Consider the following 24,194-nt stretch of genomic DNA (forward strand, 5'->3'; position numbering starts at 1 on the left):
GGGGGGGGGGGGGGGGGGGGGGGGGCGCGGGCGCGGGGGCGGGGGCAGCCGGAGCGGGAGCCGGAGCCTCCTGCGCCGGTGCGGGCGCCGCCGGAGCGGGGGCCTCGGCCGGCGCCGGAGCCGCCGGGGCGGGCCGGCTGGGAGCGACGACGACGTTCTGGTTCGGGTTGGGCTGGACGTTGGCCGTGGGCCGGATGGCGATGGCCAGCGAGACGACCAGCGCCACCACGCCGATGACGAAGACGCCGGCCACGATGCTTCCCACCAGCCGGAACGAGCTGCGCTGGGGGTCGCCGGCGTCGACGAGCGCGGTCGCGCCGGTGTGCGCGCCGGTGTAAAGGTCGTCGGCGTCGTCGGGCACCGCGCTGTAGGCGAGCGCGTCCCTGCTCAACGTTCCTGGGGTGTCGAAGTAGCCGGGCGTGATCCCGAACGGGGCGATGGCGCCGGTGCCCGGGTCTTGGGCGTAGGCCAGCGCCGCGGTGGACGACGAGAAGAGCGGCGCGTTCGCGGAGGCGAGCGCCGCACCCCGCGCCAGCGCGGTCTCGGGCTCTTCGGGCGCCGACAACGGCAGCGATGTCGCCGCCTCCAACGCGGGCTTGATCAGCGGGATGTCGATGCCGGAGCCGACGACGAACACACCGTCCGGCCGCGTCTCCAGCGTCTCGGCGTGCGAAACCATCGTGGCCAGCTGGGCCACCGCGGCCTCGTCGTCCGCCGGGAGGGGCTGCCGCTGCACGTCGACGATCGACCCGTCGGCGCTGTTGACGACGGCCAGAGTCGCGGTGTCGGGCTCGATGTAGAGCAGCGCCGTCTGCGCATAGTTGGTCTGGCTGCCGACGGCCTGCGCCAGGGCGGCCGCGGCCAGGAAGGCCGAGACCAACATCACGTTCTCGACCTTGTGCGCCGCCAGCGCATCCCGCAGGGCGGCGGCCTCGATCGGGTCGGTGAAGGTGACCCCGGTCGAGGCGAGTTGGTAGCCGCCCTCGGCCGCGCCCTCCCGCGTGCCCAGGATCGCCGAAACTACCTGATTCGCCGCGCTTAGCGTTGCGGCGTCGTCCTCGGGCGGGACGTCGAAGTTGTCTTCGTCGACGGTGGCGCCTTCGCCATTCTGGCCTTCGACCAGCACCATTCGGACGGCCGTCGGCGCCATCGACACGCCAAGTACCGTGTCCAAAGCTCCTCCATGGTTCGCTTGCTAGTCCTGATGAGGACGTGGCCGCCGCACCCCGCGGAAATCGCCAGAGGTCACTGGGTCCCCACCCTGTTTTTCCCTAGTGTCACGATTTTACGCGCGTTCGCGACCTTCTGCGCCGTGCGGCGACCGGCCGGGGTTAGCCCTCAACGGCTATTTATGGCCGCCACCGCCACCGCCGCCTCCGCTGTGACCGCCGCCACCGCCACCGAAGCTGCCGCCGCCACCACCGCCGCCGCCGAAGCCGCCGCTGCTGTGGCCGCCGCCGAGTCCGCCGCCACCGCCGAGGCCGCCGCCGCCGGGCAAACCCCCGCCAGGCAAACCGCCACCGCTGTGACCGCCGCCGGGGATGCCGAAGCCGCCGCCCGGTCCGCCGCCGAACAGGCCACCGGGGCCACCGGGCGCACCGCCGCCCGAACCGGGTGACGGGATGTGCCCGCCGCCCAGCCCACCGGGGCCGGAGCTAGGAGGCGGGACGTGCCCACCGCCGAGGCCGCCGTCCCCGGAGCCAGGAGGCGGGACGTGCCCGCCGCCCAGCCCACCGGGGCCGGAACTAGGAGGAGGGACGTGCCCACCGCCGAGGCCGCCTTCCCCGGAGCCAGGAGGCGGGACGTGGCCACCGCCCAGCCCACCCGGACCGGAACTAGGAGGAGGGACGTGCCCACCACCGAGGCCGCCGTCACCGGAGCTGGGAGGAGGGACGTGCCCGCCGCTCGAGCCGCCCGTGCCCGAACCGGGTGCCGGTACATGCCCACCGCCGGAACCGCCCGTACCCGAACCGGGCGGAGTTTGGTGCGGCGGCGACTGCGGCCCCGTGCCGCCGGACTGCGGCGGCTCCGGGACATGCACGGGTGGTTGGGGCACAACCACCGGCGGCTGGGGCACCACCACCACCGGCGGCGGGGGCGACACGTGCGGCGGCGCCTGGATCACCGGCGGAGTCAGCACCGGGTTGGGAACGGGCACGCGGACCGGGGGCAGGATCACCGGCGCGATCGGCGGAACGACCACCGGAACCGGCACCACCGGAGCCGCTGGCGCGGGAATCGGAGGCGCCGCGGGCGGCGGCGGGGCCGCCGGCATGGGCGCGGCGAACTGCGGGGTCATCGGCTTGGGCGCCGCCACCGGCTCCGGCATGTGGATCTTGGCCGCCGGGGCCGACGCCTCGACGGGCGCCGGCGCCTCCTGCGCCGGAACGATGAGGTGCTGCCCCGGCGTGGGCTGCAACGCGACGGTCCCCGTCGAGCGGATGCCGATGGCAAGCGCGATCTCCAGCGCCAACACCGCACTGATCCCCGCGACCGCCAACCCGCTACCGATCAACAGGGCCGGCCGGCGCCGCGGCTGGCTCTCTTCTTGCACGAAGAGCTTCTCGATGACCACGGTCGGCGAATCGGCGTCCTCGTCGGGCACCGCGCTGTAGGCGAGCTCGTCGTCGGTTCCGAAGGGCGCGTAAAGGTACTCGGGTAGCGAGTGCTGGTCGACGACGCCGGTGCCGGGGTCCTGGGCGTAGGCCAGCGCGGCGGTCGAGGACGCGAACAGCGGCGCGTTGGCCGCCGCCAGCGCGGCGCCGCGGGCCAGCGCGGTCTCCGGCTCCTCGGGGACGCTCACCTCGAGCGAGGTCGCCGTCTGCAGCGCCGGCTTCAGCGGGGCGATGTCGACGCCCGAGCCCACCACCAACACGCCGTCCGGCGCGGCCGCCAGCTTCTCCAGGCCGCCGATCATGCCGCCGAGCTGCGTGGCGGCCTGCTCGTAGGAGTCGGCGTACAGCGGCTGCTTGTAGACGTCGGGGATGGACCCGTCCGAGGTCTCGACCACCGCCAGCGTCGCGGTGTCGGGCTCCACGAACATCACCGCGGTGCGCTCGTAACCCATTGCGGCACCGACGTTTTGGGCTAGCGCCGTCGCGGCGAGAAACGCCGACACCAGCATGACGTTCTCGATGCGATGGGCGGCCAGCGCGTCGTGCAACGCCGCCGCCTCGAGCTGGTCGGTCCACGTCACGCCGATCGACGACACCTCGAGCCCGGCGTCGGCCGCGCCCTCCTGGGTGCCCAGGATCGCGGCGAGCACCTGATCCGACGCGCTCGCAGTGGCCGCTTCGTCGGCGGCGGCGACGTCGAACACGTCCTCTTCTACGGTGGCGCCGTCGGCGTATTCGCCTTCGAGGACGACCATTTGGATCGATGCCGGTGCCATCGACACCCCGAGCACGATATCCAAGACAAACCCCTCCAAAGGTATTGCGCGCTGAACCACGGCCTGGCGGAGGAAAAAAACCGTGGCTAACTAAGTATCGCGCAGAACGGGGGTGAGGGCTCCCCGCGGAAGCTATGTAGACCTTATGAAGTTCTGATAGGAGCGCGACGGCGTGGGTCCGCGCTGGCCCTGGTACTTGGAACCAACTTGCGAACTGCCGTAAGGGTGTTCGGCCGGGCTGGTCAACCGCAGGATGCACAGCTGACCGATCTTCATCCCCGGCCACAGCGTGATCGGCAGGTTCGCGACGTTGGACAGCTCCAGCGTGATGTGGCCGCTGAAGCCCGGGTCGATGAAGCCGGCCGTCGAGTGGGTCAGCAGGCCCAGCCGGCCCAGGGACGACTTGCCTTCCAGCCGGCCGGCGAGGTCCTCGGGCAGGGTGAACAGCTCCAGCGTGGAGCCGAGCACGAACTCGCCGGGGTGCAGCACGAACGGCTCACCCTCGACGGGTTCGACGAGCGTGGTCAGCTCGTCCTGCTGCTTGGCCGGGTCGATGTGGGTGTAGCGGGTGTTGTTGAAGACCCGGAACATGCAGTCCAGGCGGACGTCGATGCTGGAGGGCTGCACCAGGGTGGCGTCGTAGGGGTCGATGCCCAACCGGCCGGCGGTGATTTCGGCCCTGAGGTCACGATCGGAGAGCAGCACGCGACGAGCCTAGCCGCTGGGCGTCAGTCAGCCAGGTACATCTCCCCACCCTTGGGGTAGCCCCCGCCGGTGGTCGTGACGTGGACGTGGTCGTAGTGGCCGAGCCGGCTCGGCTGCGCCCCGCCCGGCGTGTAGTAGACGCCGCGCCAGATCGCGTCCTGGATCCCGAAGCGCCGCGCGTTCTGCATCACGTACGCGACGATCTCGTCGCCCAGGGCGATGCCGTCGGCGCTCTGCGGGTTGGGGATCATCACGTCGATCGCCAATCCCAGCGGGTGCCAGGGCAGCGGATCCGGTCGCACGCCGCCCATTTCGTGGATCTGGGGGAACTTTGCGGTGATGGCGCGCGAGACCAGGATCGTCCGCACCTGCAGGCCCTGTTCGGGGGTAAGGCCGGCGGGCAGGAAGCGCGAGCGGGTGTGATACCTGGATGCCGCGGGGGGCGGAGCCATCCCGTCGCCACGGGACACGTCCGACGCGAGCGTGATCGCCATCGGCTTCGCCGAGACGATTTCTAAGCAGCACGCTGAATTGTCTCCAATAACGGGCGCCGCGACATGTGGTGGGACGAAAGGGCCGACATCGCCGGCCGCCGCGAAGAACACCGCGGCGGGGCCCAGCGCCGCTGCCAGGACAAGCGGGGACTTCCGCCGCTTCTTGGCTAATCTGTGCCGACCCACCCCAGGCACATTACGACACGATCACGGAATAATAAACACGCGTCTTCGAATTTGCAGGACAGCGGCCATTTCCCCGGTGCCGGGCATTTGCGCGGCGGGGTCGACGACCGCGGGCGGGTCGCTGGCGGCCGCGCTACTCGCCCAACGGATCCGCGGTCGGATGCTAGCCTTCGTTGTCGACAGCGCCGATGTAGTTCAATGGCAGAACATCAGCTTCCCAAGCTGAATACGCGGGTTCGATTCCCGTCATCGGCTCCACGCCTACCTGCGGTGATGCGCCGAATCGCTAAACCGTCTTACGGCTCGATACCCCGCCTGTACCCCGTGTTCGAATGTGGACACAACTCGCTCCACGCCGTAGCCTGCTGCACGCCGGCAGGCGATCACAGGGGGCGAAAGGGTGCAGTACGAGCTCAGCGACTTCGCAGGAGCCAAGGAATTCTTCGAGGGTCCCGGCTCCACGGAGTGGGCAGAGATTGCGTCCGTGGTTGAGGGCACGTTGCCGCAGTTGCAACCAAGCGACCAAGCGGGCCTGAATCACCGGCCAATCTTCGATCCGAAAGCGACTAATAAGGAACTGACCGACAGGGCTGCCGCGCTCGGCTGGAACAAGATCCCAGTACCCGACGGGCTCAAAGAGTTCGGTTTAGATTGGGATGCAGGCAAACGCACGACCCTCGCAGAGTGGCAGTTCTCGAACTATCCGTTCTTGTGGAACAACGTGATTCGCACTCAGGGCGTCTATGTTTCTGGAATCCATCTCGCGGGCATGGCCGGAGTGGAGGCTCTAATTGTGGTCACGAAGTGTGGGCTGTTTCCCGCCTCGAATAGCACTTTGTACTACGAGCAAGGACGAGCCCAGCTTGAAGCGGCGATGACCTTCAAGTCTTTCACCGTCCCGATTCGCTTCGTAGGCCTCTCCATTCAGAACGGCGTGTCGGAGCTAGAGGCGATGTGGAACTTGTACGCCAACCCTCGCTACGACCGCGTGCCCGCGAGTCGAGAGCTCCGCACGTTCGACGTCGCATGGCGCGGCAGGCCAGCGAAACACGGAAACTACGCCGCCTCCCTCTCACTCAAATAGAGTCGGAGGGGCTTTCGGCGCCTCGAAGGCTGGCGGCTCAATTCCGAGCAGTCGATCGGCGAAGGCACTTTCCTCAAGGTCCAACCGATGTTCCAGGTCGGCTAGATGGTGAGCCTCGTCGAATATCTTGGCCTTGGTTCTGTCTGTCGCCGACGCGCCTACCTGCACGGCGAACCGGTAGCCCGATGCGGACGTACCCGTTTCAGATGCGTAGCGCCGCAGAGTCTTTAAGTTTGGAAAGATGCCGTCGGCGTCAGGCTTGACCTTGATGCGCTGCAGGGCAAGCTCGTAATACCGCTCGTCAATCTCCGTGCCGACGTAGTGTCGATCAAGATCCTTAGCGGCTACAGCGACGGTACCGGTGCCCATGTAGGGATCGAGCACCACATCCGACTCGTCAGTTGTAGCCAAAATAATGCGACTGATCATCGCCTCAGGAAACTGCGCTGGGTGGATCGTCTGCTCTTCGTGGTTATGCTTCACATTCTGGAATGACCATATATCGCCGGGATTCTTGCCGAGTGGATTGCAGGTCAGCTCACCCTTGTTCTCACCGCGCCAAGACTTCTTGTTCTGATACTTCTGAGGGACTCGAATCGGATCCAGATTGAACTTGTAGCTGTCCGACTTGCTGAACCAAAGAATCGTCTCGTGCCGGGCGGAGAACTTGTTCTTTGCGTGCAGACCGTGTTGCCGGACCCAGACGATTCGATTCCGCGGCTGCATGCCGAGTTCCTCCAAAATCGGGAAGAACTTCACGTCGAGCGGGATCAGCTGTCCCTTGATCGAATAGGAGCCGACCTGCCAGAAAATTGAACCCGTCGGCCTCAACACACGTGCGCAATGAGCGAGTACGTCCGCTTGCTCTGACATGTACAGGTCCAACGCGCGTCGCGTCTCGTACTCCTTGCCAATGTTGTATGGCGGCGACGACACAACAAGGTCGACCGACTCATCGGGCACGTCCTTCAGCCAAGTTAGGCAATCTCCCAATTCAATGCGGTCGACTTCGAGGCCGTTCACCTGCATCTCTTCTCCTACTCAGTCGCTAGCCGAACTTTACTTCGCCGGTCCGACACCCCAGCGTCTCGAAACGTAGCGTGTCCAGATCGGATCTCCTCTCAACCGAGCAATGGCACGACATTCCCGATGTAGGTGGGCGTTGGCCCCGCGCGGCCGGGCTGCCAACGACAGGAACGTGAGATGGCCACCAAGAAGTAAGCCACGCAGCGGCGCTTTGCGAAGCACGCGCATCAAACCAAGAAGCTGGGGCTAACGCTTTTGGACTACCCAGCCTTCTCGGTGCCATTGGACGATGGTCGCGGCGAGAGTCACAACCGCCCGCGCTTCCGGCTCTAACGGCGTTCGCTTTGGTGTTGATCCGCCGTGTCGGTCGTGATTGGGCCATATCAAACGAAGCATCGCGACAAGGTGCGCGACGTCGTGATCCTGGTTATTTCCCGGAAGCACCAACCTCCACTGCGCACCGTTCTGCCCGGCTAGTTCCCCGACAACGTTGCCTAGAGTAGCGCTGGTGTTGTTAGGCATCATCTCCGGGATCAGCACATCTTCAACCGCTTTAATGGCATGGTCCCAGGCATCAGACGGGTCACCATTGCGACCGAAGGCGTTCGTCCACGCTTCCCTCAATTCGGTCGTCGCCTCATCGGCCACGATAGTTGCAGCGTCGTAGGTGGCTTGCGACTCGTCACCGACGACCTTTACTAGAGATTTGTGGTCTTCAGACACGGTCCAGACCGAGCCACCAGCGTCCAGGAGCGCCTTCAGACGCGGAGCGTTGTACTTGCTACCAACGTATTGCAGGGTTCCATCGATGAGGTCGAGAAAATAGTCCCCATCCTGTTGGGCGACCCCCATCAAGTGCTGCAGCACAGTTTCGATTCGCCAATCCGGTTCGACCTCCGCACGCATGAAGCCCGCTATCTCAAGTAGCTTCTGCTCATTGATCTGGCGGTTCTGGTAGGGCCTAAGCGTGTCGTTGAACCATTTCAAAAGTCCGTTGGCCAGATGCGGAGGCACACCTTCATACGGCCCGTCGGGTTGAGCCCGTCCCCTCCGTTGCGACAACCGTTGCCCCGCCATAACGGCATTCTCCCAAGGACCACCGACACAACTCGGCGTGTCGCCGTCCGTGTCCCTGTACCCCGTCCGTACCCCCGACCGCGCCCGTACTGCGGCAGGACCGGAACCGTACCGATAGCGCCCCTAGTCGTACTGCAATCGCAGGTAGAGGCCGGATTCACCAATCTTTGCAACACCCCGACCAGTGCCATCGCTCACTCGTTCGACCGTAGAAACGGCATCCCAAGCTGAATACGCGGGTTCGATTCCCGTCATCGGCTCCACGATCACAGGTGTGCCTTCACATGGTTCACCAAACTCCGAATGAACGTCTCCATCGACGGCGCCTTTGGCGCGAAGCCGTCCGCGGCGTGGTACATCCGCGGGACGGTGATCAGCTCGCACGGCACACCGCACGCACGTAGCTTCTCCGCGTATGCCACGTCCTCGCGGTAATAGAGGTCCAGCTCGCCGACGCCGATCCACGCGGGCGGAAGGCCGGACAGGTCATCGCGTCGCGCGGGCGCCGCGTACGGCGGCGCATCGGAGCGCCGCGGCTCCCGGCCGAGGTACGCCGTCCACGCGAACCGATTGGTCCGGGATGTCCAGACGAGCCGGCCGCGACCCTCGTCGTCCTCGTCCAGCCCCGTGCGGTCGTCGAGCATCGGGTACAGGAGACCCTGAGCGCGCAGCGTGAAGCCCTCATCGTGGCTACGCTGCGCGACAGCCGCCGCCAGCCCGCCGCCCGCACTCCTGCCGACGACGGCGATGCGATCGCGGTCGATACCCAAGTCGTCGGCGTTGTCGCGCATCCACTGCAAGGTCGCCATGCAGTCGTCGAGGGCTGCGGGGAAAGGGTTTTCAGGCGCCAGGCGGTAATCCGGAGACACCACGACGGCCCCCAACTCCCTGGCGAGCCGTCCGGAAGTCATCTGTTCGAGCTGCGGAGATCCGACGATCATGCCGCCGCCGTGCGGCGACAGGACCGCGGGCCGTTTGGCCTGATGCCCGTTGGGCGTGGTGATGAGGACCCGCATTCCACGGTCGCCGATCGTCCGCGTGGCGACATTGACGCCGCTGCCGGGCGACGACCTGACTCGGTATACGGGGCGGATGAGCGGCAGTGCCTTGGCCGAGTAGGTGACCGTCACAAACGGCAGCGCCGGGTTGCGCAACTCGGGCTCGACATCGGCGAGCGCGTCGCGCATCGCGAGATACCGACGGGCGGCCAGCGCGGCGGCCCCGCCGGCGGAGAGCGCCGCGATCTTCTTCATGGTCGGTGAATGTAGTCGCTCGGGGGTGAACTGCCAGGTGCCCTGCAAGCGACACCTCGGACCGCACCGCTCGTGCCCAACCCTCTTCGCAGCTAGAGCTTGCCGGCGACGAAGCCGGCGGCCTGATCCACCAGTCCGGAGCCGATGTATGACGGCTGCAGATGCGACGGCCAATTCGTGCCTCCCCCACAGATGGGGTCCCCGACCGCGCACTGGTCGATCGTCTTACCGGCAAACGCGGGGGCGACTCGCCGAGTCCCATTCCCGAACAACGCGACTGCTGCGATGTGCTGATCCACGCCCGGCGGCAGTGGGTTGGTGAACCCGAACCCCGCGCGACCCCCCGTCACCAGATCGGCCACCTCGGCACCCAACGAATAGCCCCCGAGCACGATGCGGGTATTCGGGCAGCTCCGGGCCATGAACTGAACATGGGCGCTCATATCGTTGGCACCACTGCCGGTGCTTATGTTGGCGGGGTAGTTAACCCCATATACGCCGACCGACATACGCGTCTTGCCGCGCAGTGCGTTGACCAGCGCGTCGCCGACTGCGCCGACGCCGGGTGGCTCCTCTCTGCCGCGAGCGAAAACCACCTCGGCATCGGGACACGCGGCGGCCGATGCCGCCGGAATCAGCGGCGTTACCGGGAAGGACGCCGCCGGGGCAATCATCAATGCGGCGACCAGGACGGCGGCCGCGATGCCGAGCCTCATGACGCGATATTACGGATTCACTGCGTTGATCGATCCGGCCTTCGCACGCAGCTGTTGATCGACCCGTTTGAAACCCGGTACCGCGGGTAATGCAAACCCCGGGCGGCGGGGGCGCGGCCCGGTAAGCGACGCCGAGGGGGGCCACCGCAGTGGACAGCCATTCCGCCACGACGGTCAGATTCGCGAGCCCGCCGCACGACGAGCTACGACGCGGTGATCGTCCGGTCTCACCCGACGATGATCCGTTCTACCGTGCGCCAGAGGGCTACGAGCACGCGGAACCGGGCGCGGTGTTGCGGTCGCGCGACGTGGAGATCGGATTTCTGGGCCTCATCAGTCAGCCGGTAAAAGCCACTCAGTTGCTCTACCGCACAACGAACCTGCACGAAGAAGCAGAAGTCGCTGTAACGACAGTGCTTGTCCCGGCATACCGTGAGCCGGACGCTGCTGATCGGATCCTCTCCTATCAATGCGCGATCGACGCTGTTGCGTCGCGCTGCTTTCCCTCATTTGCCATGCGGCGCGGCGCGGGACCGATTGGTGCGTTCACCCAAGCCGAGTACTTGCTGGTGACGGCCGCACTGGCCGAAGGCTGGACGGTTTGCGTACCCGATCACGAGGGGTGCCATGGCATGTGGGGTGCTCCGGTCGAGCCCGGCTACCGGATCCTGGACGGGCTGCGGGCCGCGATGCGGTGCGAGCGCTTGGATTTGTCACCGTCCGCACCGGTGGGTTTGTGGGGATATTCAGGCGGAGGGCTGGCGTCGGCGTGGGCTGCCGAACTGAGTGAGCAGTACGCACCTGAACTGAATATCGTTGGTGCCGTTCTGGGTTCGCCCGTGGGTGACCCAGGCAGCGTGGCGCGCCGCCTCAATTGCAGCTTCTTCGCCGGCCTCGCCGCGTTGATGATCTCCGCATTGACGGAAGTCTTCCCCGGCGCGCAGAAGGTCGTCGATGAGCACGCGACCGACGAGGGCAAAGCCCTGCTCGACAAGTTGAAAACGATGACCACGGCCCACGCGGTATGGTGCTTCCACAACGTCGACATCGGGTCCTACGTCGACATGACGGCCGACGAGTTGTGGGACTTACCCGAGGTCCGGCACATCTTCGATGAGACCAAGCTCGGCAAGTCCAGGCCCAAATCTCCGGTGCTGGTCATCCAGGCGGTGCACGACGGAATCATCAGCGTCGACGATGTGGACGCACTGGTGGCCGAATACCAACGCATTGGAGCAGCGGTCACGTATCACCGCGACCGGTTCTGTGGGCATCTGCTGCTGCATCCACTGTCGGCGCCCATGACGCTGAGATGGCTGCGCGATCGATTCGCCGACCGGCCGGTCAACGAACACAAAACCCGCACAGTGTGGCCGACGCTGTTCAACCCGTCGACGTACCTGGGAATGGCCAAGTTGGGCGTTATCACGGCCAAGGTCGTCCTCGGGCGCTCCGTCGAACGTCATCCGCTGTCGACAACGGATGCCCAGTAGGCAGCGCCGCCGAACCGGCAGGGTAGGACCACATTCACCGGGCTAAACCCCCGTGGCCAAACCGTGACCGAGGCTTGACCGAATGCGAACGCGCCCTTGCGCTTCCGCTGGTCATCGCCCGTTTACGATCCCTATTGCAACTATGTCAGTTAAAAGGAAACGGAGCCATGCGGACGGTCGTTCGGTGTGTTCTTGCGGGGGTCGGGGTCGCGGCGAGTGTGGTCGCGGGGCCAACCGGTGCCAGCATGGCGGCGGCGACCCAGCCGCATCACTTGGCCATCGCGTCGGTGCTCCCGGCTCGCGGCGCGACGGTGGGTGTGGCGCACCCGGTTGTGGTGACGTTCGACGCGCCCGTCGCGAACCGGCAGACCGCCGAGCGCGCGATCGCGGTGAAGTCGTCGCCCGCGATGACCGGCAAGTTCGACTGGCTGGACAATAAGGTCGTGCAGTGGGTTCCGGACCACTACTGGCCGGCGCACAGCACCATCGCGCTGGCGGTGGACGGCCGGGAGACGGAATTCAAAACGGGCCCAAAGGTCGTCGGCGTCGCGAACATCACGGACCACACCTTCAAGGTGACCATCGACGGAGTGGACGCAGCTCCGCTGCCGGCTCCGCACCACCGGCCCCACTTCGGCGAAGAGGGCGTGATGCCGGCGTCGATGGGTAGGCCGGAGTTCCCGACGCCCGTCGGCAACTACACCGTCTTGGCGAAAGACCGTTCGGTGCTTATGGATTCGAGCAGCGTCGGCATTCCGGTCGACGATCCCAACGGTTACATGCTCAACGTCGACTACGCCGTCCGGATCACCAACCGCGGCCTGTTCGTGCACTCCGCCCCCTGGGCGGTCAAATCACTCGGGCTGGAGAACGTCAGCCACGGCTGCATCAGCCTGAGCCCCGAAGACGCCGAGTGGTACTACAACACGGTTAATGTCGGCGACCCGGTGATCGTCCAGCAAGACCTGTGGGAGCGGCCGCCGTCCTGAGCGGGCAGACGCTCGAAAGCCCTTAACACCCAACCGCATACGAAAGGACCCGCTGGCCGAAACCAGCGGGTCCTTTCGTATCGGAGGGCTCAGTGCGAGGGGCCGGGTGCCACCGGCTGACCGGGCTGGGGTCCGCCCGTGGGCGCCGGCCCGGTCGGGGCGTCCTTGACGCCCGACATGTCGATGAGCGGGGCGCCTTCGAGGGGGGCGCCGGCCGCCAGCGGCCCACCGAGGGCGACCAGCGGAGCGCCCGCCGGCACCACCGGGGCGATGGGCAGCGGCGCGCCCAGGGGCAACGGCAGCGGCGCGCCCAGTGGCAGCGGCACCGGCGCACCCAGCGGCCCCGGGCCGGGCACCGCCAGGGGGACACCCGCCATGTCGGTGAGCGGCGCGCTCGCCGCGCAGATCGGCGCCGTCGGCGCGCCCGCGGCCGCCGCTCCGCCCGCGGCACCGGCACCGGCACCTCCCGGTCCGGCCAGCGGTGCACCGGCCTCGCCGGCCTGGCCCTCGATGCAGGCGTAGCCGCCCGTCTTCAGGGGCGCGGCTGCCGCATCCGGGCTCAACGCAAGCGCGGCCCCGCACAACCCAAGGCTGGCAAGTACTTTCACGTTCAACCGATCGACGATCGCCATCAGCGTCGACTCTCCTTTTAATTCGCGCTCACATATCCGATGCAGCAGATAACGAGCCAATTGTCGGCAGTCGACGCGAAACGCCCGAGACGCCGCACCGCGCCGTTTCCAAATGGTGACGTCACAACGGCGTCACGATCGGCGGCGACCGTGGGCCGGATGAATTCAATTTCACGCAGGTTATTCACAGCGAATTTTAGGCTGACGCGATATCTCCCGGCGGTTCCATGGAAGGTGAACCGCAGGCAACCGGACGGTTACGAAGAGGGGAGCGCAAGCCATGACTGCACGCCGACTGGTGAACGCGGCGCTGGTGGTAGGCCCCCTCCTGATCGCCGGGGTGATTTGGGCCAGCCCGGCGCAGGCCGACGCGACCACCTTCGTCAATGACCTGCACAAGAACGGGATCGGCGCGGTCACCGGCGGGGACCAAGCGCTGGTGCAGATGGGCTTGGCCGTGTGCCAGCAACTGTCGTGGGGCGCGCCGCCATCCCAACTCGAGGGCCTGGCGCTGCAACGCTCCGACAGCCGGCAGGGGTCCAGGGGCCTCACCCCCCAAGAGGCCGACGACGTCGTGATCGACGCCGTGCGCGACCTCTGCCCGAACGCCTAACTCCCCGGTCTTTGCCGACTATTCATCATCGGGATTTATCTTCCGCAGCGTGTTCGGCGGTGCTTTCGTGTAAAAGTGCATCATCCGAATCGGGCACGGGACGAAGGAGAAGATTTCGATGGCAGCACAGCGGCCGTATGGCCGGTTCATGGGGGCGGCCCTGGTAGGGGGCCCACTTCTGGCCGCGGCGATCGCGTGGGCCGGCCCGGCGCGGGCCGACGGCGCTGCCTTCATCAACGACCTGCACAACGCCGGCATCCACGCGGTCAACGGCGGCGACGAGGCGCTGTTGCAGATGGGCGCGGACCTGTGCCAACAGCTTTCGTGGGGCGCCTCCCCCCAACAGCTGGAGGGCCTGGCGATCCAGCGCTCGGACGCCGACCAGGGCACCGGCGGCATCAACGGCCGCCAGGCCGCGGACGTGGTGATTTTCGCCTTGCGCGATCTGTGCCCCAACGCTTGACGGTGAGCTAAGTTCCGGGAATGGAGCTGAGCGCGCGCAACCTGAGCGCTCTCGGCATCCCCGTCCCGGCCTACGACCGCAGCCAGATCGGCTTCGGCATCGTGCATTTCGGCGTCGGCGGCTTTCACCGCTCCCATCAGGCCATGTTCCTCGACAGGCTGCTCAACGACGGGCTGGCCCGGGACTGGGGGATCTGCGGCGTCGGGGTGCTGCCGGGTGACCGCCGCATGCGCGACGCGCTCAGGGCCCAGGACTACCTGTACACGCTGATCCTCGAGCACCCCGACGGCACCCGGCAGCCGCGGGTCATCGGCTCGATCGTCGACTTCCTTTACGCGCCTGAGGATCCCGAGGCCGTCGTCGAGCGGCTCGCGGCGCCGGCCACCCGGATCGTCTCGCTCACCATCACCGAGGGCGGCTACCAACCCCCGCTGAGCGACGTCTTTCCGCTGGTGGCCGAGGGGCTGAACCGGCGGCGGGAGCGCGGGCTGCCCTCCCCCACGATCGTGTCGTGCGACAACATCGTGGAAAACGGGAACGTGGCGCGCCGCGCGTTCACGTCCCACGCCGAGCAGCTCAATCCCGAACTGGCGCAATGGATGACCGAACACACCGCCTTCCCCAATTCGATGGTCGACCGCATCACCCCGGTCACCCCCGCCGAGGCCATCGCGCGGCTGGACGCCGAATTCGGCGTGCGCGACGCGTGGCCCGTGGTCGCCGAGCCGTTCGCCATGTGGGTGCTCGAGGACCGCTTCGCCGACGGCCGGCCCCCGCTGGAGGACGCCGGCGTCCAACTGGTCGACGACGTGTCGCCGTACGAGGCGATGAAGCTGCGGCTGCTCAACGCCAGCCATCAGGGCCTGTGCTACTTCGCCTACCTGGCCGGCTATCGACTGGTGCACGAGGCCGCGCAGGATCCGGTGATCGCCGAATTCTTAAGCCGGTATATGGAATCCGAGGCGATGCCGACCCTGGTGCGGGTGCCGGGGCTGACCGAGTTCAAGGACGGGCTCCTCCCCCGCTTCGCCAACGCCTACGTGCGCGACACCGTCGCCAGGCTGTGCGCCGACTCGTCCAACCGCATCCCCAAGTGGCTGCTGCCGGTGGTCGCCGACAACCTGCGTGGCGGCGGGCCGGTGCGGCTGTCCGCGGCCATCGTCGCCAGCTGGGCCCGCTACGCCGAGGGCATCGACGAGGGCGGCCAACCGATCGACGTGGTGGACGCGCTCGCCGACACGCTCGTCCCGATCGCCCGCTCCCAACGCGACCGGCCCAGCGCCTTCCTCGCCAACCGCGCGGTGTTCGGTGACCTCGTCGACCAGCCCCGCTTCCGCGAGCCCTACCTGTGGGCGCTGGATTCCCTGCACCGGCACGGCGCGCGCGCCACGTTGTGGGCGCTCATCGGGGTCGACGCATGACCCTGGTCGCCGGCATCGATTCGTCGACCCAGTCCTGCAAGGTGCTGATCTGTGACGCCACGACCGGTGAAGTGCTCCGCGAGGGCCGGGCCGACCACCCGCAGGGCACCGAAATCGACCCGGCGGCATGGGAATCCGCGACCCGACAGGCGATCGCGGCGGCCGGCGGGCTGGACGGCGTCGAGGCGGTCGCGGTCGGCGCGCAGCAACACGGCATGGTGTGCCTGGACGCGGCGGGCCAGGTGGTTCGGCCCGCGCTGCTGTGGAACGACGTGCGGTCGGCCGACGCGGCGCGCGCGCTCGTCGACGAGCTGGGCGGGCCGGGGGCGTGGGCGCGGGCCGTCGGCGTCGTGCCGCTGGCCGCGATCACGGTGGCCAAGCTGCGTTGGCTCGCCGACCACGAGCCGCGGCACGCCGACCGCACGGCGGGCGTCTGCCTGCCGCACGACTGGCTGACGTGGCGGCTGCGCGGCGACACCGACATCGCGGCCCTGACCACCGATCGCAGCGACGCCAGCGGCACCGGCTACTACGACGCCGCCCGCGGCGACTATCGCGTCGACCTGCTCGAGCGGGCCCTGCGCGGTCGTCGGCCGCGGCTACCGACCGTGCTGGGCCCGTCGGCCGGAACACGCAGCGGCACAACAATATTCGGGGCCGGTCTCGGGGACAACGCCGCCGCGGCGCTGGGTCTGGGCGCCGACCAGGGCGACGTGGTGGTCTCGGTCGGCACCTCGGGGGTGGTAGCCGCCGTCAGCGCCGATCCGGTCCGCGACGACGCCGGCTTCGTCGCCGGATTCGCCGACGGCACCGGGCGCTACCTGCCGCTGGTGTGCACGCTCAACGGGGCGCGGGTGCTGGACGCGGCCGCCGCCATGCTGCGCGTCGACCACGACGAGCTGTCGGCGCTCGCGCTGTCCGCGCCGCCGGGCAGCGCGGGACTGGTGCTGGTGCCCTATCTGGAGGGTGAGCGAACTCCCAACCGCCCCAACGCCTCCGGCGCCCTGCACGGCCTGCGGGTTGCCAACGCGACGCCGGCCAACCTGGCCCGCGCCGCGGTGGAGGGGTTGTTGTGCGCGCTGGCCGACGGCCTGGCCCACCTGGCCGCGCACGGCGTCACCCCGCGCCGCGTCCTGCTCATCGGCGGCGGCGCGGGGTCGCGGGCCCTGCGCGAGATCGCCCCGGCGGTGTTCGGCGTGCCCGTGCTGGCGCCGGCCCCGGCGCAGTACGTCGCGTTGGGCGCGGCGCGGCAGGCGGCGTGGGCGCTCAGCGGGTCACCGACACCGCCCGCCTGGATGCCGCCGCGGACCGACGAATACACCGCCGCCCCCACGCCCGACGTGCTCGCGCGCTATGCCCGGCTGCGCGACCTCACCGAGGGCGCCTAGTCGCAGGGCCGAAAGACCGGCAGGACACGGTATTTGGCGGTGAAGCTGGCCTTCTCGTATTCGTCGCCGACCTCACCGTCATACGCGATGACCGTCGGCCCGTCCACGGCGGAGAACGCGAATTCCGGCACCTGCAGCTCGTGGTAGAGCGGGCTGCGCTCCAGCCGACCCAATGCGAGCGCGGTCAAAATCCTGGTCCGCGACAGGCGGCGTCCCGCTTCGAGCATCCGGACGTCGATCAGGCCGTCGTCCATCCGGGTCCGCCGCGACGGGGCGAACCCGGTGGGCAGATACAGCGAGTTGCCGAGGAAGAACAGCGACGTCAGCAGCGTCTTGTTGTCATACGAGATCCGGACGGGCTGGTCGTTGCGCAAAGTGTGCAGCATCGCGTACAGACCGGCCAGCGGCTTGCCGATGCGCTTCTCCAGTTTCTCGCGCCGTCGGACGAAGGCCGGGTAGGCGCCGATGCTGGCCGTGTTGAGGACCATCTGACTTTCGTTGAGGCACACCAGGTCCACGCACGCCACGCAGCCGCGCCGGATCGCGTCGACCGTCTTGGCCACGGTGTCGCAGCCGATGTCCTTGGCGAAGTGGTTGAACGTTCCGGCGGGGAACACGGCCAGCGGCAGCCCGGTCTCGATGGCGATGCCCGCGGCGGCCGCCACGGTGCCGTCGCCGCCGCCGACGGCCAGCACCTCGGCGCGCTCGGCGGCCTCGCGCAGGACGTCGGCCGGCTCGTCGTCGGGGCCCAGCTCCCGGATGTCGACCTTCGGCAGCGCCTTGCGCACCTCGTCGACGACGCGGGCGCCGGTGCCGCTGCCGGATTCGGGGTTGATGACCAGCACCACCCCGGACCCGTCGGGCCGCTCGGGCGTCTCGACCCGCAGCGGTTCCGTCTTGGGCAGGGCCGTTTCGACGATCGGCGGGACCAGACGGCCGCCCAGCACCGCAACGCCCGCCCCAATGCCGAACCCGGCGACGACGTCGCCCGGGTAGTGCGCGCCGGTGGCCACCCGCGACAGTCCGACCAGTCCGGCCAGCAGCGCCAGCCCGAATCCCACCATCGGGTTCTCCAGACCGGCGCCCACGGCGAACGCGGCCGCGCTGGCCGAATGTCCCGACGGGAAGGAGTTGGACGTCGGCCGGCGACGGACCTGCCGGACCAGCGGCACCAGCTCGTACCCGGGACGCGGGCGGCGTCGGATGCGTTTGGCGACCTGGTTGGTGACCAGGCTGGTGAGCGCCAGCGTCACGACGCCGCGCGTCGCGCCGCGCTGCGCGCTCTTGTTGCCCGAAGCCATCAGGGCCGCGGCGATGGCGAACCACAGCTTGGAGTTGTCGGCTGCCCGGGTCAGCGGCGGCATGACCGCATCCAGCAGCGGGGTGTCGGTCTCGGCGATCGCCTCGAAGATCTCCCGGTCCAGGGTGCCCAGCCCCCGGGTGATCTGGTTGATGCCGCGCGCACGTTGCCAGGGCCGCCTGTTCATTCGCTACACCCTAAATTGGTTGGCGGACATGGACGCACCGGGCTACTACCAGAGATGGCGGGAAAACGCCGCGCGGCGGGGCGTGGCCCCGGACGTCCTCGCGGAGATCACCCGGCGGCACGCCATCACCGCGGACAGCTTCCGACCGCTCGCGAAGACCGTCGAGATCCGCGACCCGGACGGCAAGTCGTTCTTCCTGCTACCCCGCGGCGTCAGCGGCGGCGACGCCCGCGCGGCGGTGCTGGGCACCTACGTCCTGAACGCCGGCACCGGCTACGGCGGCGGGGGTGGGCGGCGCACCGATTTCCCGCCGACGCCCTACGGCGCCGCCGAGATCACGCGAATCATGCGGCGGCAGAACGCGAACCACTGGAGCTACGCGCGCGACGTCGGCTTCGTCGACCGCAACGGCGGGCGCCTGGTCACGACGCCGAACGGCATCCTGATGGGCCTGAGCGGCAACTGGATCCAGCGGCAATTCTGCCGGCGCGGCGGCACCACCTGGGGTGACATCTTCATGGTCAACATGGGCGCCGTCACCGACCCGGCCGAGGGGCTGCGCCGGATCATCGAATCCGGGCGCGCCTGGCACGACCTGGATCGAGTGTTGCACCACGAGGAGCGGCACTGTCGGCAGTGGGCGGCGAAGGGCTACGCGGGCATGCTGCGCGATTACGGCCGGGAGCTGATCCGGGAATACGCCTTCGGCGCGGTCAACCGGCTCGAGGCGGACGCCGGCCTGGCCGACGGCGGCTACAGCGCGTCGATCCCGTGATAGAGCACCATCGCACCGATCAGCACCAGGACCGCCGCCAGCAGGGCGGCGTTGTTGCGGTCCATCCAGTCCTTGAGCCTGGCCAGCGGGTCGTCGAGGCGGCTGCCGGCGGCCGCGTAGGCCAGGATCGGGATCGCCACGCTTGACGCCGCGATCGCGACGAAGAAGGCGGCGGCCAGCCAGTCACCGGCGAGGCCGAGGCCGGCGGTGCCGATGCCCAGCCCGGCCGGAACGCAGATGAGCAGCACGTCCGGCCGCACCACCGCCAGGACGGCCCCCATGATCCCGGCCCGGGCCGGGGTGATGGTGGCGAACGAGCGCATCCAGGCCGGGGACTCGGCGTGGCCGTGCCGGTTCAGCCACTTGTAGATGCCGTACACGATCAGCCCCGAACCCAGCACCACCCGCAGCCACGACGACCATCGCGGCGGCGACTTGTCGAGGCCGCCAAGCAGGTGGGAGGCGGTGACGGAGAGCGCCGTCAGCGCGGCAAGGGCCAGCGCCCAGCCGGCGAGGAAGGCGAGGCCCGTCGGCCGCGGCCGCGGCGCCTGCAGCACGAGCACGGCCGGGATGACCGTGAGTGGCGAGAGCGAGATGACCAGTCCGAGCGGAACGAGCCCGGTGAGCACCGTGCCCCAGCTGCCTGCCATGGGCAGCAATCTACAGGGCGTGAATCCCGTTGTAGAGCACCATCAAACCGATCAGAACCAGGATGACCGCCAGCAGCGTGGCGTGGTTTTCCTCCATCCAGACTTTGAGGCGCTCCAGCGCATCGTCGAGGCGGTCGCCGGCGCCGGCGTACGCCAGGATCGGGATGGCGACCGTCGACGCGGCGATCACGAGAAACACCGCGGCGGCCACCAGCTGGCGGGCCGCGTTGAGGCTACTGCTGCCGACGGCCAACCCGGCCGCCGCGCACAGGATCAGCACCTCGGGCCGCACGCCCACCAGCACCGCCCCGGTCACCCCCGCACGCGCCGGGCTCAGCGTCGAGAACGAGCGCATCCAGCGCGGCATGGCTCCGTGCCGATGCCGGGTCAGCCAGTGGTATCCGCCCAACGCGATCAGCGCCGACCCGAGCACCACGCGCAGCCACGACGCCCACGTCGGCGGCGCCTTGTGCAGGCCTTCCAGCAGGCCCGAACCGGCGACGAACGCGGCGGTCAGGGCGACCAGACCCAGCACCCACCCGGCGAGGAAGGCCAGGCCGGTCGGCCGCGGCCGCGGGGCGTGCAGGACGAGCACCGCCGGGATGACCGTGATCGGCGACAGCGCGATGACCGCCGCCAGCGCGACCAGCTTGGTCAGTACCGAGCCCAAACTTGCGTCCACGGGCAGCAATCATCGCATCGGCTCGGCGCGCCCGCACGGCTCCGGCGTAAGCGCCGCCGCCGGAACGGCTTTCAGCGTCTCCGGCGCAACGTCCAGGCCGGCACCCAGTGCGTCACGGTTTTGCGCTCGGAGCCATACGCGATCGGGTAGGTCACCAGCCCCCACCAGTCGCCCTGCTCGCACAGGCCCCAGCAGCTCAGCAGGCCCTCGACCACCTTGTGCAGTTGCAGTCCGTTGGGCTGATACCGGCCGGAGCGGTGCGGCTCGCGCGGGAACAGCACCGTCAGGTCCACCAGCACCGCGATCGGCGGGCGCACCACCCGAAACGGGCTGCGGACCGGCTGGCCGTTGTACCCGATGGACGCGAACTGCCCCATCGATCGATCATACGTTCGAATAACGCCGGTTCGTCGAGTTCCCCGTTTTCGATCCCCCGCCCTCGCCGACCGATATAGTCGGCTCAACCATCAAGGGGAGGTCCACATGAAGATCGCTTGCGCCGCTGGCCTATTGGCGTTGGCCGGGCTGCTCACCGCCGGGGTGGGCGTGGCCGCCGCGGACCAGGTCGAGGTCGAGGGCAACTACTCGAGCCTGGCCGGTTGCCAGGCGGACGCCCCGAACGTCGAGATCACCCACAACGACCACCTCTACACCCATTGGGATTGCCGCGAGGGCTCCGACGGCTTCTGGCACGTCTGGCTGCTGAACTGACCCGGCGCTAGGGCCCGACGGGCCCGGGGCACGCTTCTGGCACCATAGCGACGTGCGGAACCCGCTTCGCCGCCCGCCGGCCGCGCTGGACCCGCTGCTCGTCAGCCTGCTCGCGGTCGCGGTGAGCCTGGGTGGCGCGGGCCGCCCCTCCTTCTGGTATGACGAGGCCGCCACCATTTCGGCCGCATACAGTCGTTCGCTTGCCCAGCTGTGGCGGATGCTGGGCAACGTCGACGCCGTGCACGGCCTGTACTACCTGCTGATGCACGCCTGGTTTCAGGTGTTCGGACCGACGGAGTTCTTCTCGCGCGTGCCAAGTGGGCTGGCCGTCGGGGGCGCGGCCGCCGGAATCGTGGTGCTGGGCAAGCAGTTCTCGACTCGCACCGTCGCGGTGGCCTCCGGTGTCTTCTGCGCCGTCCTGCCCCGGGCCACCTGGGCGGGCATCGAGGCCCGCCCCTACGCGCTGTCCATGATGGCCGCGGTGTGGCTGACGGTGTTGTTGGTGCGCGCCGCACGCCGCGACACGGGTTGGCTGTGGGTGGCCTACGGCCTCGCCCTGGCCGCGTCGATCACGCTGGAGGTGTACCTCGCGCTGATGGTGGCGGCGCACCTCGTCGTCGTATCCAATTGCGCGCGAAGGGTTTTGCTTCGATTCGGCGTCACCGCGTCCGTTGCGGTCGGCGCCATGGCGCCGTTCCTGCTCACGGTCGCCGGGCAGGCGCACCAGATCAGCTGGATCGCCCCGATCGGTCGCCGGACGCTTGAAGACGTGGTGGTGCAACAGTATTTCGAGCGCAGCCCCCCGTTCGCCGTGCTGTCGGCGCTCGTGATCGCGGCGGCCATCGCCGTGTGGTTGGTCAAGGCGCCCTTGGCGCGGGGCGACCGGCAGCTGCTGGCCCTGGCGGCCGCCTGGCTCGCGCTGCCGACCGCCGCCATCGTGATCTACTCGGCGCTGGTGCACCCGATCTACACCCCGCGCTACCTGTCCTTCACGGCGCCCGGCATGGCGCTGATCCTGGGCGTCTGCGCGGCCGCGGTGACCGCCCGGCCCTGGCTGACGGCGGCCCTGGTCGCCCTGTTCGGCGTCGCCGCTGCGCCCAATTATGTTCTTGCCCAGCGTAATCCGTACGCCAAGTACGGGATGGACTACAGCCAGGTTGCCGACCTGATCACCGCGAAGGCGGCCCCGGGCGACTGCCTGCTGGTGAACGACACGGTGACATTCATGCCGGCCCCGATGCGCCCGCTGATGGCGGCGCGCCCGGACGCCTACCGCAAGCTGGTCGACCTCACCCTGTGGCAGCGGGCCACCGACCGCAACGACGTCTTCGACACCAACCTCATTCCAGAGGTCGTCGCGACACCGTTGAGCCACTGCGGCGTCGTGTGGATCATCACCCAGGCCGATCCGTCACAGCCGGCCCACGAGCAGGGCCCCGCGATCCCGCCCGGACCGGTCTACGGCGCGACGCCGTCCTTCGCGGTCCCGCACGACTTGGGTTTCCGGCTCGTCGAGCGCTGGCAGTTCAACCTCGTGCAGGTGTTCAAAGCGCAGCGTTAGTCACCAAATGCGGATGTAGTCGACCAGCATCGAGGCCGGGAAGGTGCCCGCGGCCGGATCGCCGGCGCCGACCCCGCCCACGGCGAGGGTGAACATCGGCGTCATCCAGTAGCCGGGCTTGTTGAACGGCCACCGGAAGTCATCGGGGGCGCCGCCGGCGACGTGGATGGGCTTGTTGGGCACCTTGAAGTACTCGGCGCCGTCCCGCGAGAACTCGAAACCCTCTTCGCCCCAATGCATGCGCCAGGTGTGCCAGGCGCCGTCGACCAATCCGGGAATGGATTTGCCCTCCCAGGTCTTGCCGTTGGACGCCGCGTGGACCGTGGTTCCCGGGGGCCACGAGCCGTTGCCGTACCACTCGAAGATGTCCACCTCACCGTCGGGCAGCGGGTCCTCGTTGACCCCCCAGAACGACGGCCATAGGCCGGGGTACAGGCAGTCCAGCTTGATCCGCGCCTCCCAGGTCTGGTTGATCATGCTGCGGAAGTTGCCGCGCAGCTTGCCGCTGTAATAGGTGTTGCTCAGCACGTCGTGGGTGGCGCACAGGACCAGATTGGAGTGCCCGTCGACGAACACGTTCTGGCGGTCGTCGCGGTAGATGCCGTCGACCGGCGGGAAGACGTCGTCCTGCCAGGTCTGGATCGTCCACTTGCCCGGGTCGGGCGCCGAGCCCGCGGGGCCGTCGAACTCGTCGGCGAAGATGTAGGGCCCACCGCCGGCCATCGGCGCCTGCGGCGCCGAGGGGGTGGCCCACGCGCCCGGCAACCGCATCGCAGCCCCGAACAAGCCGAGCCCCGACATCAACATCATGCTGCGACGATCCATCTACAACCCACCAATCGTGAAAGCCGGTTCCGACCTAGCGCGATACCCCTGAGCAACTCTTGCAAACGGTGTTATGAAACCACGCGCCGGGGTGCCACGCATGCCACACCCGGGCCGTGGCGGCGACTTTTCCCATGTTGAGAACGGCGCGGGTCAGCGGGACGCCGGTTCGCTGAGCTTGACCAGCGTTTTGCCGATGTTGACCCCGGTGAACAAGCCGTTGAGGGCGTCGACGCACGACTCGATCCCGGCAAAGATGGTCTCCCGGTGCCGCAGGCGGCCCTCTGCCTCCCACTTACGCAAGGCGGCGAAGGCCTCGTCGAAGCGGCCCCATTCGTCGAGGGAGTTGAACCCCTGCATCAACGCGGTCTTCGACAGCAGGTTCACGTAGTTGGCCGGGCCCGGATGCTCGCCCGTCAGATAACTGGAGATCACCCCGCACAGGACGACCCGGGCGTGGGGGGGGGGGGGGGGGGGGGGGGCGGGGGGGGGGGGGGGGGGGGCGGGGGGGGGGAGGGGGGGGCGGGGCGCCGGGGCGCGGGGGGGAGGGGGGGGGGCGGCGGGGGGGGGGG

General features: G+C 68.5%; 24 protein-coding genes, 1 tRNA gene and 1 pseudogene. 11 read left to right on the top strand and 15 right to left on the bottom strand.

What is annotated here, in order from left to right; genetic code table 11:
- From A5730_RS14000 to A5730_RS14015, 4 genes are all read right to left on the bottom strand, one after another.
- The coding region (locus A5730_RS14000) for a hypothetical protein (RefSeq protein ID WP_231994686.1) at positions 1–1,129 on the bottom strand (1,129 nt) is incomplete at its 3' end.
- 216 nt (positions 1,130–1,345) lie between these two features.
- The gene (locus tag A5730_RS14005; protein WP_304442326.1) at positions 1,346–3,391 is read right to left on the bottom strand and encodes a hypothetical protein; all 2,046 of its coding nucleotides are present in this window, start codon (positions 3,389–3,391) and stop codon (positions 1,346–1,348) included.
- A 132-nt stretch (positions 3,392–3,523) separates the two neighbouring features.
- On the bottom strand, positions 3,524–4,096 hold the full coding sequence (dcd, locus tag A5730_RS14010; protein WP_055400524.1) for a dCTP deaminase: 573 nt from the start codon (positions 4,094–4,096) through the stop codon (positions 3,524–3,526).
- A 23-nt stretch (positions 4,097–4,119) separates the two neighbouring features.
- Positions 4,120–4,776 carry a hypothetical protein gene (locus A5730_RS14015; protein ID WP_082946836.1) on the bottom strand — a complete coding sequence of 219 codons (657 nt, stop codon included), beginning with the start codon at positions 4,774–4,776 and terminating at the stop codon, positions 4,120–4,122.
- 184 nt (positions 4,777–4,960) lie between these two features.
- Between A5730_RS14015 and A5730_RS14020 the strand changes: the two genes are divergently transcribed.
- Both A5730_RS14020 and A5730_RS14025 read left to right on the top strand, forming a co-directional pair.
- Positions 4,961–5,034 (top strand) — tRNA-Gly (locus A5730_RS14020).
- A gap of 142 nt (positions 5,035–5,176) precedes the next feature.
- Positions 5,177–5,860: a hypothetical protein gene (locus A5730_RS14025; protein ID WP_082946837.1), complete on the top strand. Its 684-nt coding sequence runs from the start codon at positions 5,177–5,179 to the stop codon at positions 5,858–5,860.
- Here A5730_RS14025 and A5730_RS14030 read toward each other — a convergent pair.
- The 4 genes from A5730_RS14030 to A5730_RS14045 form a co-directional block, all read right to left on the bottom strand.
- The gene (locus A5730_RS14030) at positions 5,849–6,889 is read right to left on the bottom strand and encodes a site-specific DNA-methyltransferase (protein WP_067901192.1); all 1,041 of its coding nucleotides are present in this window, start codon (positions 6,887–6,889) and stop codon (positions 5,849–5,851) included. The genes A5730_RS14025 and A5730_RS14030 overlap by 12 nt on opposite strands.
- Before the next feature lie 243 nt (positions 6,890–7,132).
- Positions 7,133–7,963 carry a hypothetical protein gene (locus A5730_RS14035; protein WP_156745804.1) on the bottom strand — a complete coding sequence of 277 codons (831 nt, stop codon included), beginning with the start codon at positions 7,961–7,963 and terminating at the stop codon, positions 7,133–7,135.
- 266 nt (positions 7,964–8,229) lie between these two features.
- Positions 8,230–9,216 carry an alpha/beta hydrolase gene (locus A5730_RS14040; RefSeq protein ID WP_067901198.1) on the bottom strand — a complete coding sequence of 329 codons (987 nt, stop codon included), beginning with the start codon at positions 9,214–9,216 and terminating at the stop codon, positions 8,230–8,232.
- Between the two features lie 92 nt (positions 9,217–9,308).
- Positions 9,309–9,932 carry a cutinase family protein gene (locus A5730_RS14045; RefSeq protein ID WP_067901201.1) on the bottom strand — a complete coding sequence of 208 codons (624 nt, stop codon included), beginning with the start codon at positions 9,930–9,932 and terminating at the stop codon, positions 9,309–9,311.
- Positions 9,933–10,081: 149 nt separating this feature from the next.
- Here A5730_RS14045 and A5730_RS14050 point away from each other — a divergent pair, with 149 nt between their 5' ends.
- Together A5730_RS14050 and A5730_RS14055 are read left to right on the top strand one after the other, a co-directional pair.
- Positions 10,082–11,425 carry a lipase family protein gene (locus tag A5730_RS14050; protein ID WP_067901205.1) on the top strand — a complete coding sequence of 448 codons (1,344 nt, stop codon included), beginning with the start codon at positions 10,082–10,084 and terminating at the stop codon, positions 11,423–11,425.
- A 167-nt stretch (positions 11,426–11,592) separates the two neighbouring features.
- Positions 11,593–12,414 (top strand): Ig-like domain-containing protein, encoded by an 822-nt coding sequence (locus A5730_RS14055; protein ID WP_067901209.1) that lies wholly within the window; start codon positions 11,593–11,595, stop codon positions 12,412–12,414.
- Between the two features lie 89 nt (positions 12,415–12,503).
- Here the strand turns inward: A5730_RS14055 and A5730_RS14060 are convergent, their stop codons facing one another.
- A complete protein-coding gene (locus tag A5730_RS14060; RefSeq protein ID WP_067901212.1) occupies positions 12,504–13,046 on the bottom strand; it encodes a hypothetical protein in 543 nt (180 codons plus the stop codon).
- 280 nt (positions 13,047–13,326) lie between these two features.
- Between A5730_RS14060 and A5730_RS14065 the strand changes: the two genes are divergently transcribed.
- The 4 genes from A5730_RS14065 to A5730_RS14080 all read left to right on the top strand — a co-directional run bounded on the left by A5730_RS14065 (position 13,327) and on the right by A5730_RS14080 (position 16,931).
- Positions 13,327–13,659, top strand: coding sequence for a DUF732 domain-containing protein (locus A5730_RS14065; protein WP_067901215.1), 333 nt, complete (start codon positions 13,327–13,329; stop codon positions 13,657–13,659).
- A gap of 148 nt (positions 13,660–13,807) precedes the next feature.
- Positions 13,808–14,122, top strand: a complete 315-nt coding sequence (locus A5730_RS14070) for a DUF732 domain-containing protein (RefSeq protein WP_197506255.1) — start codon at positions 13,808–13,810, stop codon at positions 14,120–14,122.
- Between the two features lie 20 nt (positions 14,123–14,142).
- On the top strand, positions 14,143–15,543 hold the full coding sequence (locus A5730_RS14075) for a mannitol dehydrogenase family protein (RefSeq protein WP_067901222.1): 1,401 nt from the start codon (positions 14,143–14,145) through the stop codon (positions 15,541–15,543).
- Entirely contained in the window at positions 15,540–16,931 is a 1,392-nt protein-coding gene (locus tag A5730_RS14080; protein ID WP_067901224.1) for an FGGY family carbohydrate kinase, read from the top strand. Before A5730_RS14075 ends, A5730_RS14080 begins: the two co-directional genes overlap by 4 nt.
- Here A5730_RS14080 and A5730_RS14085 read toward each other — a convergent pair.
- Positions 16,928–18,418 (bottom strand): bifunctional phosphatase PAP2/diacylglycerol kinase family protein, encoded by a 1,491-nt coding sequence (locus A5730_RS14085; RefSeq protein ID WP_067901227.1) that lies wholly within the window; start codon positions 18,416–18,418, stop codon positions 16,928–16,930. The genes A5730_RS14080 and A5730_RS14085 overlap by 4 nt on opposite strands.
- A 28-nt stretch (positions 18,419–18,446) precedes the next feature.
- Here A5730_RS14085 and A5730_RS14090 point away from each other — a divergent pair, with 28 nt between their 5' ends.
- Positions 18,447–19,193, top strand: coding sequence for a hypothetical protein (locus tag A5730_RS14090; RefSeq protein ID WP_067901230.1), 747 nt, complete (start codon positions 18,447–18,449; stop codon positions 19,191–19,193).
- Here A5730_RS14090 and A5730_RS14095 read toward each other — a convergent pair.
- The 3 genes from A5730_RS14095 to A5730_RS14105 all read right to left on the bottom strand — a co-directional run bounded on the left by A5730_RS14095 (position 19,172) and on the right by A5730_RS14105 (position 20,902).
- Positions 19,172–19,843 (bottom strand): GAP family protein, encoded by a 672-nt coding sequence (locus A5730_RS14095; protein WP_067901255.1) that lies wholly within the window; start codon positions 19,841–19,843, stop codon positions 19,172–19,174. The two genes, A5730_RS14090 and A5730_RS14095, sit on opposite strands and share 22 nt — an antisense overlap.
- Positions 19,844–19,853: 10 nt before the next feature.
- The gene (locus A5730_RS14100; protein WP_067901233.1) at positions 19,854–20,525 is read right to left on the bottom strand and encodes a GAP family protein; all 672 of its coding nucleotides are present in this window, start codon (positions 20,523–20,525) and stop codon (positions 19,854–19,856) included.
- Positions 20,526–20,596: 71 nt separating this feature from the next.
- Complete coding sequence (locus tag A5730_RS14105) at positions 20,597–20,902, bottom strand: hypothetical protein (protein ID WP_055400563.1); 306 nt, start codon at positions 20,900–20,902, stop codon at positions 20,597–20,599.
- Positions 20,903–21,008: 106 nt separating this feature from the next.
- Between A5730_RS14105 and A5730_RS14110 the strand changes: the two genes are divergently transcribed.
- Together A5730_RS14110 and A5730_RS14115 are read left to right on the top strand one after the other, a co-directional pair.
- Positions 21,009–21,236 (top strand): hypothetical protein, encoded by a 228-nt coding sequence (locus A5730_RS14110; protein WP_067901237.1) that lies wholly within the window; start codon positions 21,009–21,011, stop codon positions 21,234–21,236.
- A 52-nt stretch (positions 21,237–21,288) separates the two neighbouring features.
- Positions 21,289–22,797 carry a glycosyltransferase family 39 protein gene (locus A5730_RS14115; protein ID WP_067901239.1) on the top strand — a complete coding sequence of 503 codons (1,509 nt, stop codon included), beginning with the start codon at positions 21,289–21,291 and terminating at the stop codon, positions 22,795–22,797.
- Here A5730_RS14115 and A5730_RS14120 read toward each other — a convergent pair whose 3' ends face one another.
- Together A5730_RS14120 and A5730_RS14125 are read right to left on the bottom strand one after the other, a co-directional pair.
- The gene (locus tag A5730_RS14120) at positions 22,798–23,622 is read right to left on the bottom strand and encodes a family 16 glycosylhydrolase (RefSeq protein WP_067901242.1); all 825 of its coding nucleotides are present in this window, start codon (positions 23,620–23,622) and stop codon (positions 22,798–22,800) included.
- A gap of 153 nt (positions 23,623–23,775) precedes the next feature.
- A pseudogene (locus tag A5730_RS14125) lies at positions 23,776–24,084 on the bottom strand (NADP-dependent oxidoreductase); the annotation flags it as partial.
- Between the last annotated feature and the right edge of the window lie 110 nt (positions 24,085–24,194).

This window comes from Mycobacterium sp. ACS4054 (assembly GCF_001667275.1).
GTDB lineage: Bacteria > Actinomycetota > Actinomycetes > Mycobacteriales > Mycobacteriaceae > Mycobacterium.

Coding starts and splice junctions, on each gene's coding strand:
- A5730_RS14055 (WP_067901209.1), top strand. CDS start 11,593: ATGCGGACGGTCGTTCGGTGTGTTCTTGCGGGGGTCGGGGTCGCGGCG.
- A5730_RS14065 (WP_067901215.1), top strand. CDS start 13,327: ATGACTGCACGCCGACTGGTGAACGCGGCGCTGGTGGTAGGCCCCCTC.
- A5730_RS14060 (WP_067901212.1), bottom strand. CDS start 13,046: ATGGCGATCGTCGATCGGTTGAACGTGAAAGTACTTGCCAGCCTTGGG.
- A5730_RS14110 (WP_067901237.1), top strand. CDS start 21,009: ATGAAGATCGCTTGCGCCGCTGGCCTATTGGCGTTGGCCGGGCTGCTC.
- A5730_RS14030 (WP_067901192.1), bottom strand. CDS start 6,889: ATGCAGGTGAACGGCCTCGAAGTCGACCGCATTGAATTGGGAGATTGC.
- A5730_RS14075 (WP_067901222.1), top strand. CDS start 14,143: ATGGAGCTGAGCGCGCGCAACCTGAGCGCTCTCGGCATCCCCGTCCCG.
- A5730_RS14005 (WP_304442326.1), bottom strand. CDS start 3,391: ATGGCACCGGCATCGATCCAAATGGTCGTCCTCGAAGGCGAATACGCC.
- A5730_RS14080 (WP_067901224.1), top strand. CDS start 15,540: ATGACCCTGGTCGCCGGCATCGATTCGTCGACCCAGTCCTGCAAGGTG.
- A5730_RS14095 (WP_067901255.1), bottom strand. CDS start 19,843: ATGGCAGGCAGCTGGGGCACGGTGCTCACCGGGCTCGTTCCGCTCGGA.
- A5730_RS14045 (WP_067901201.1), bottom strand. CDS start 9,932: ATGAGGCTCGGCATCGCGGCCGCCGTCCTGGTCGCCGCATTGATGATT.
- A5730_RS14120 (WP_067901242.1), bottom strand. CDS start 23,622: ATGGATCGTCGCAGCATGATGTTGATGTCGGGGCTCGGCTTGTTCGGG.
- A5730_RS14085 (WP_067901227.1), bottom strand. CDS start 18,418: ATGAACAGGCGGCCCTGGCAACGTGCGCGCGGCATCAACCAGATCACC.
- A5730_RS14040 (WP_067901198.1), bottom strand. CDS start 9,216: ATGAAGAAGATCGCGGCGCTCTCCGCCGGCGGGGCCGCCGCGCTGGCC.
- A5730_RS14090 (WP_067901230.1), top strand. CDS start 18,447: ATGGACGCACCGGGCTACTACCAGAGATGGCGGGAAAACGCCGCGCGG.
- A5730_RS14105 (WP_055400563.1), bottom strand. CDS start 20,902: ATGGGGCAGTTCGCGTCCATCGGGTACAACGGCCAGCCGGTCCGCAGC.
- A5730_RS14035 (WP_156745804.1), bottom strand. CDS start 7,963: ATGGCGGGGCAACGGTTGTCGCAACGGAGGGGACGGGCTCAACCCGAC.
- A5730_RS14070 (WP_197506255.1), top strand. CDS start 13,808: ATGGGGGCGGCCCTGGTAGGGGGCCCACTTCTGGCCGCGGCGATCGCG.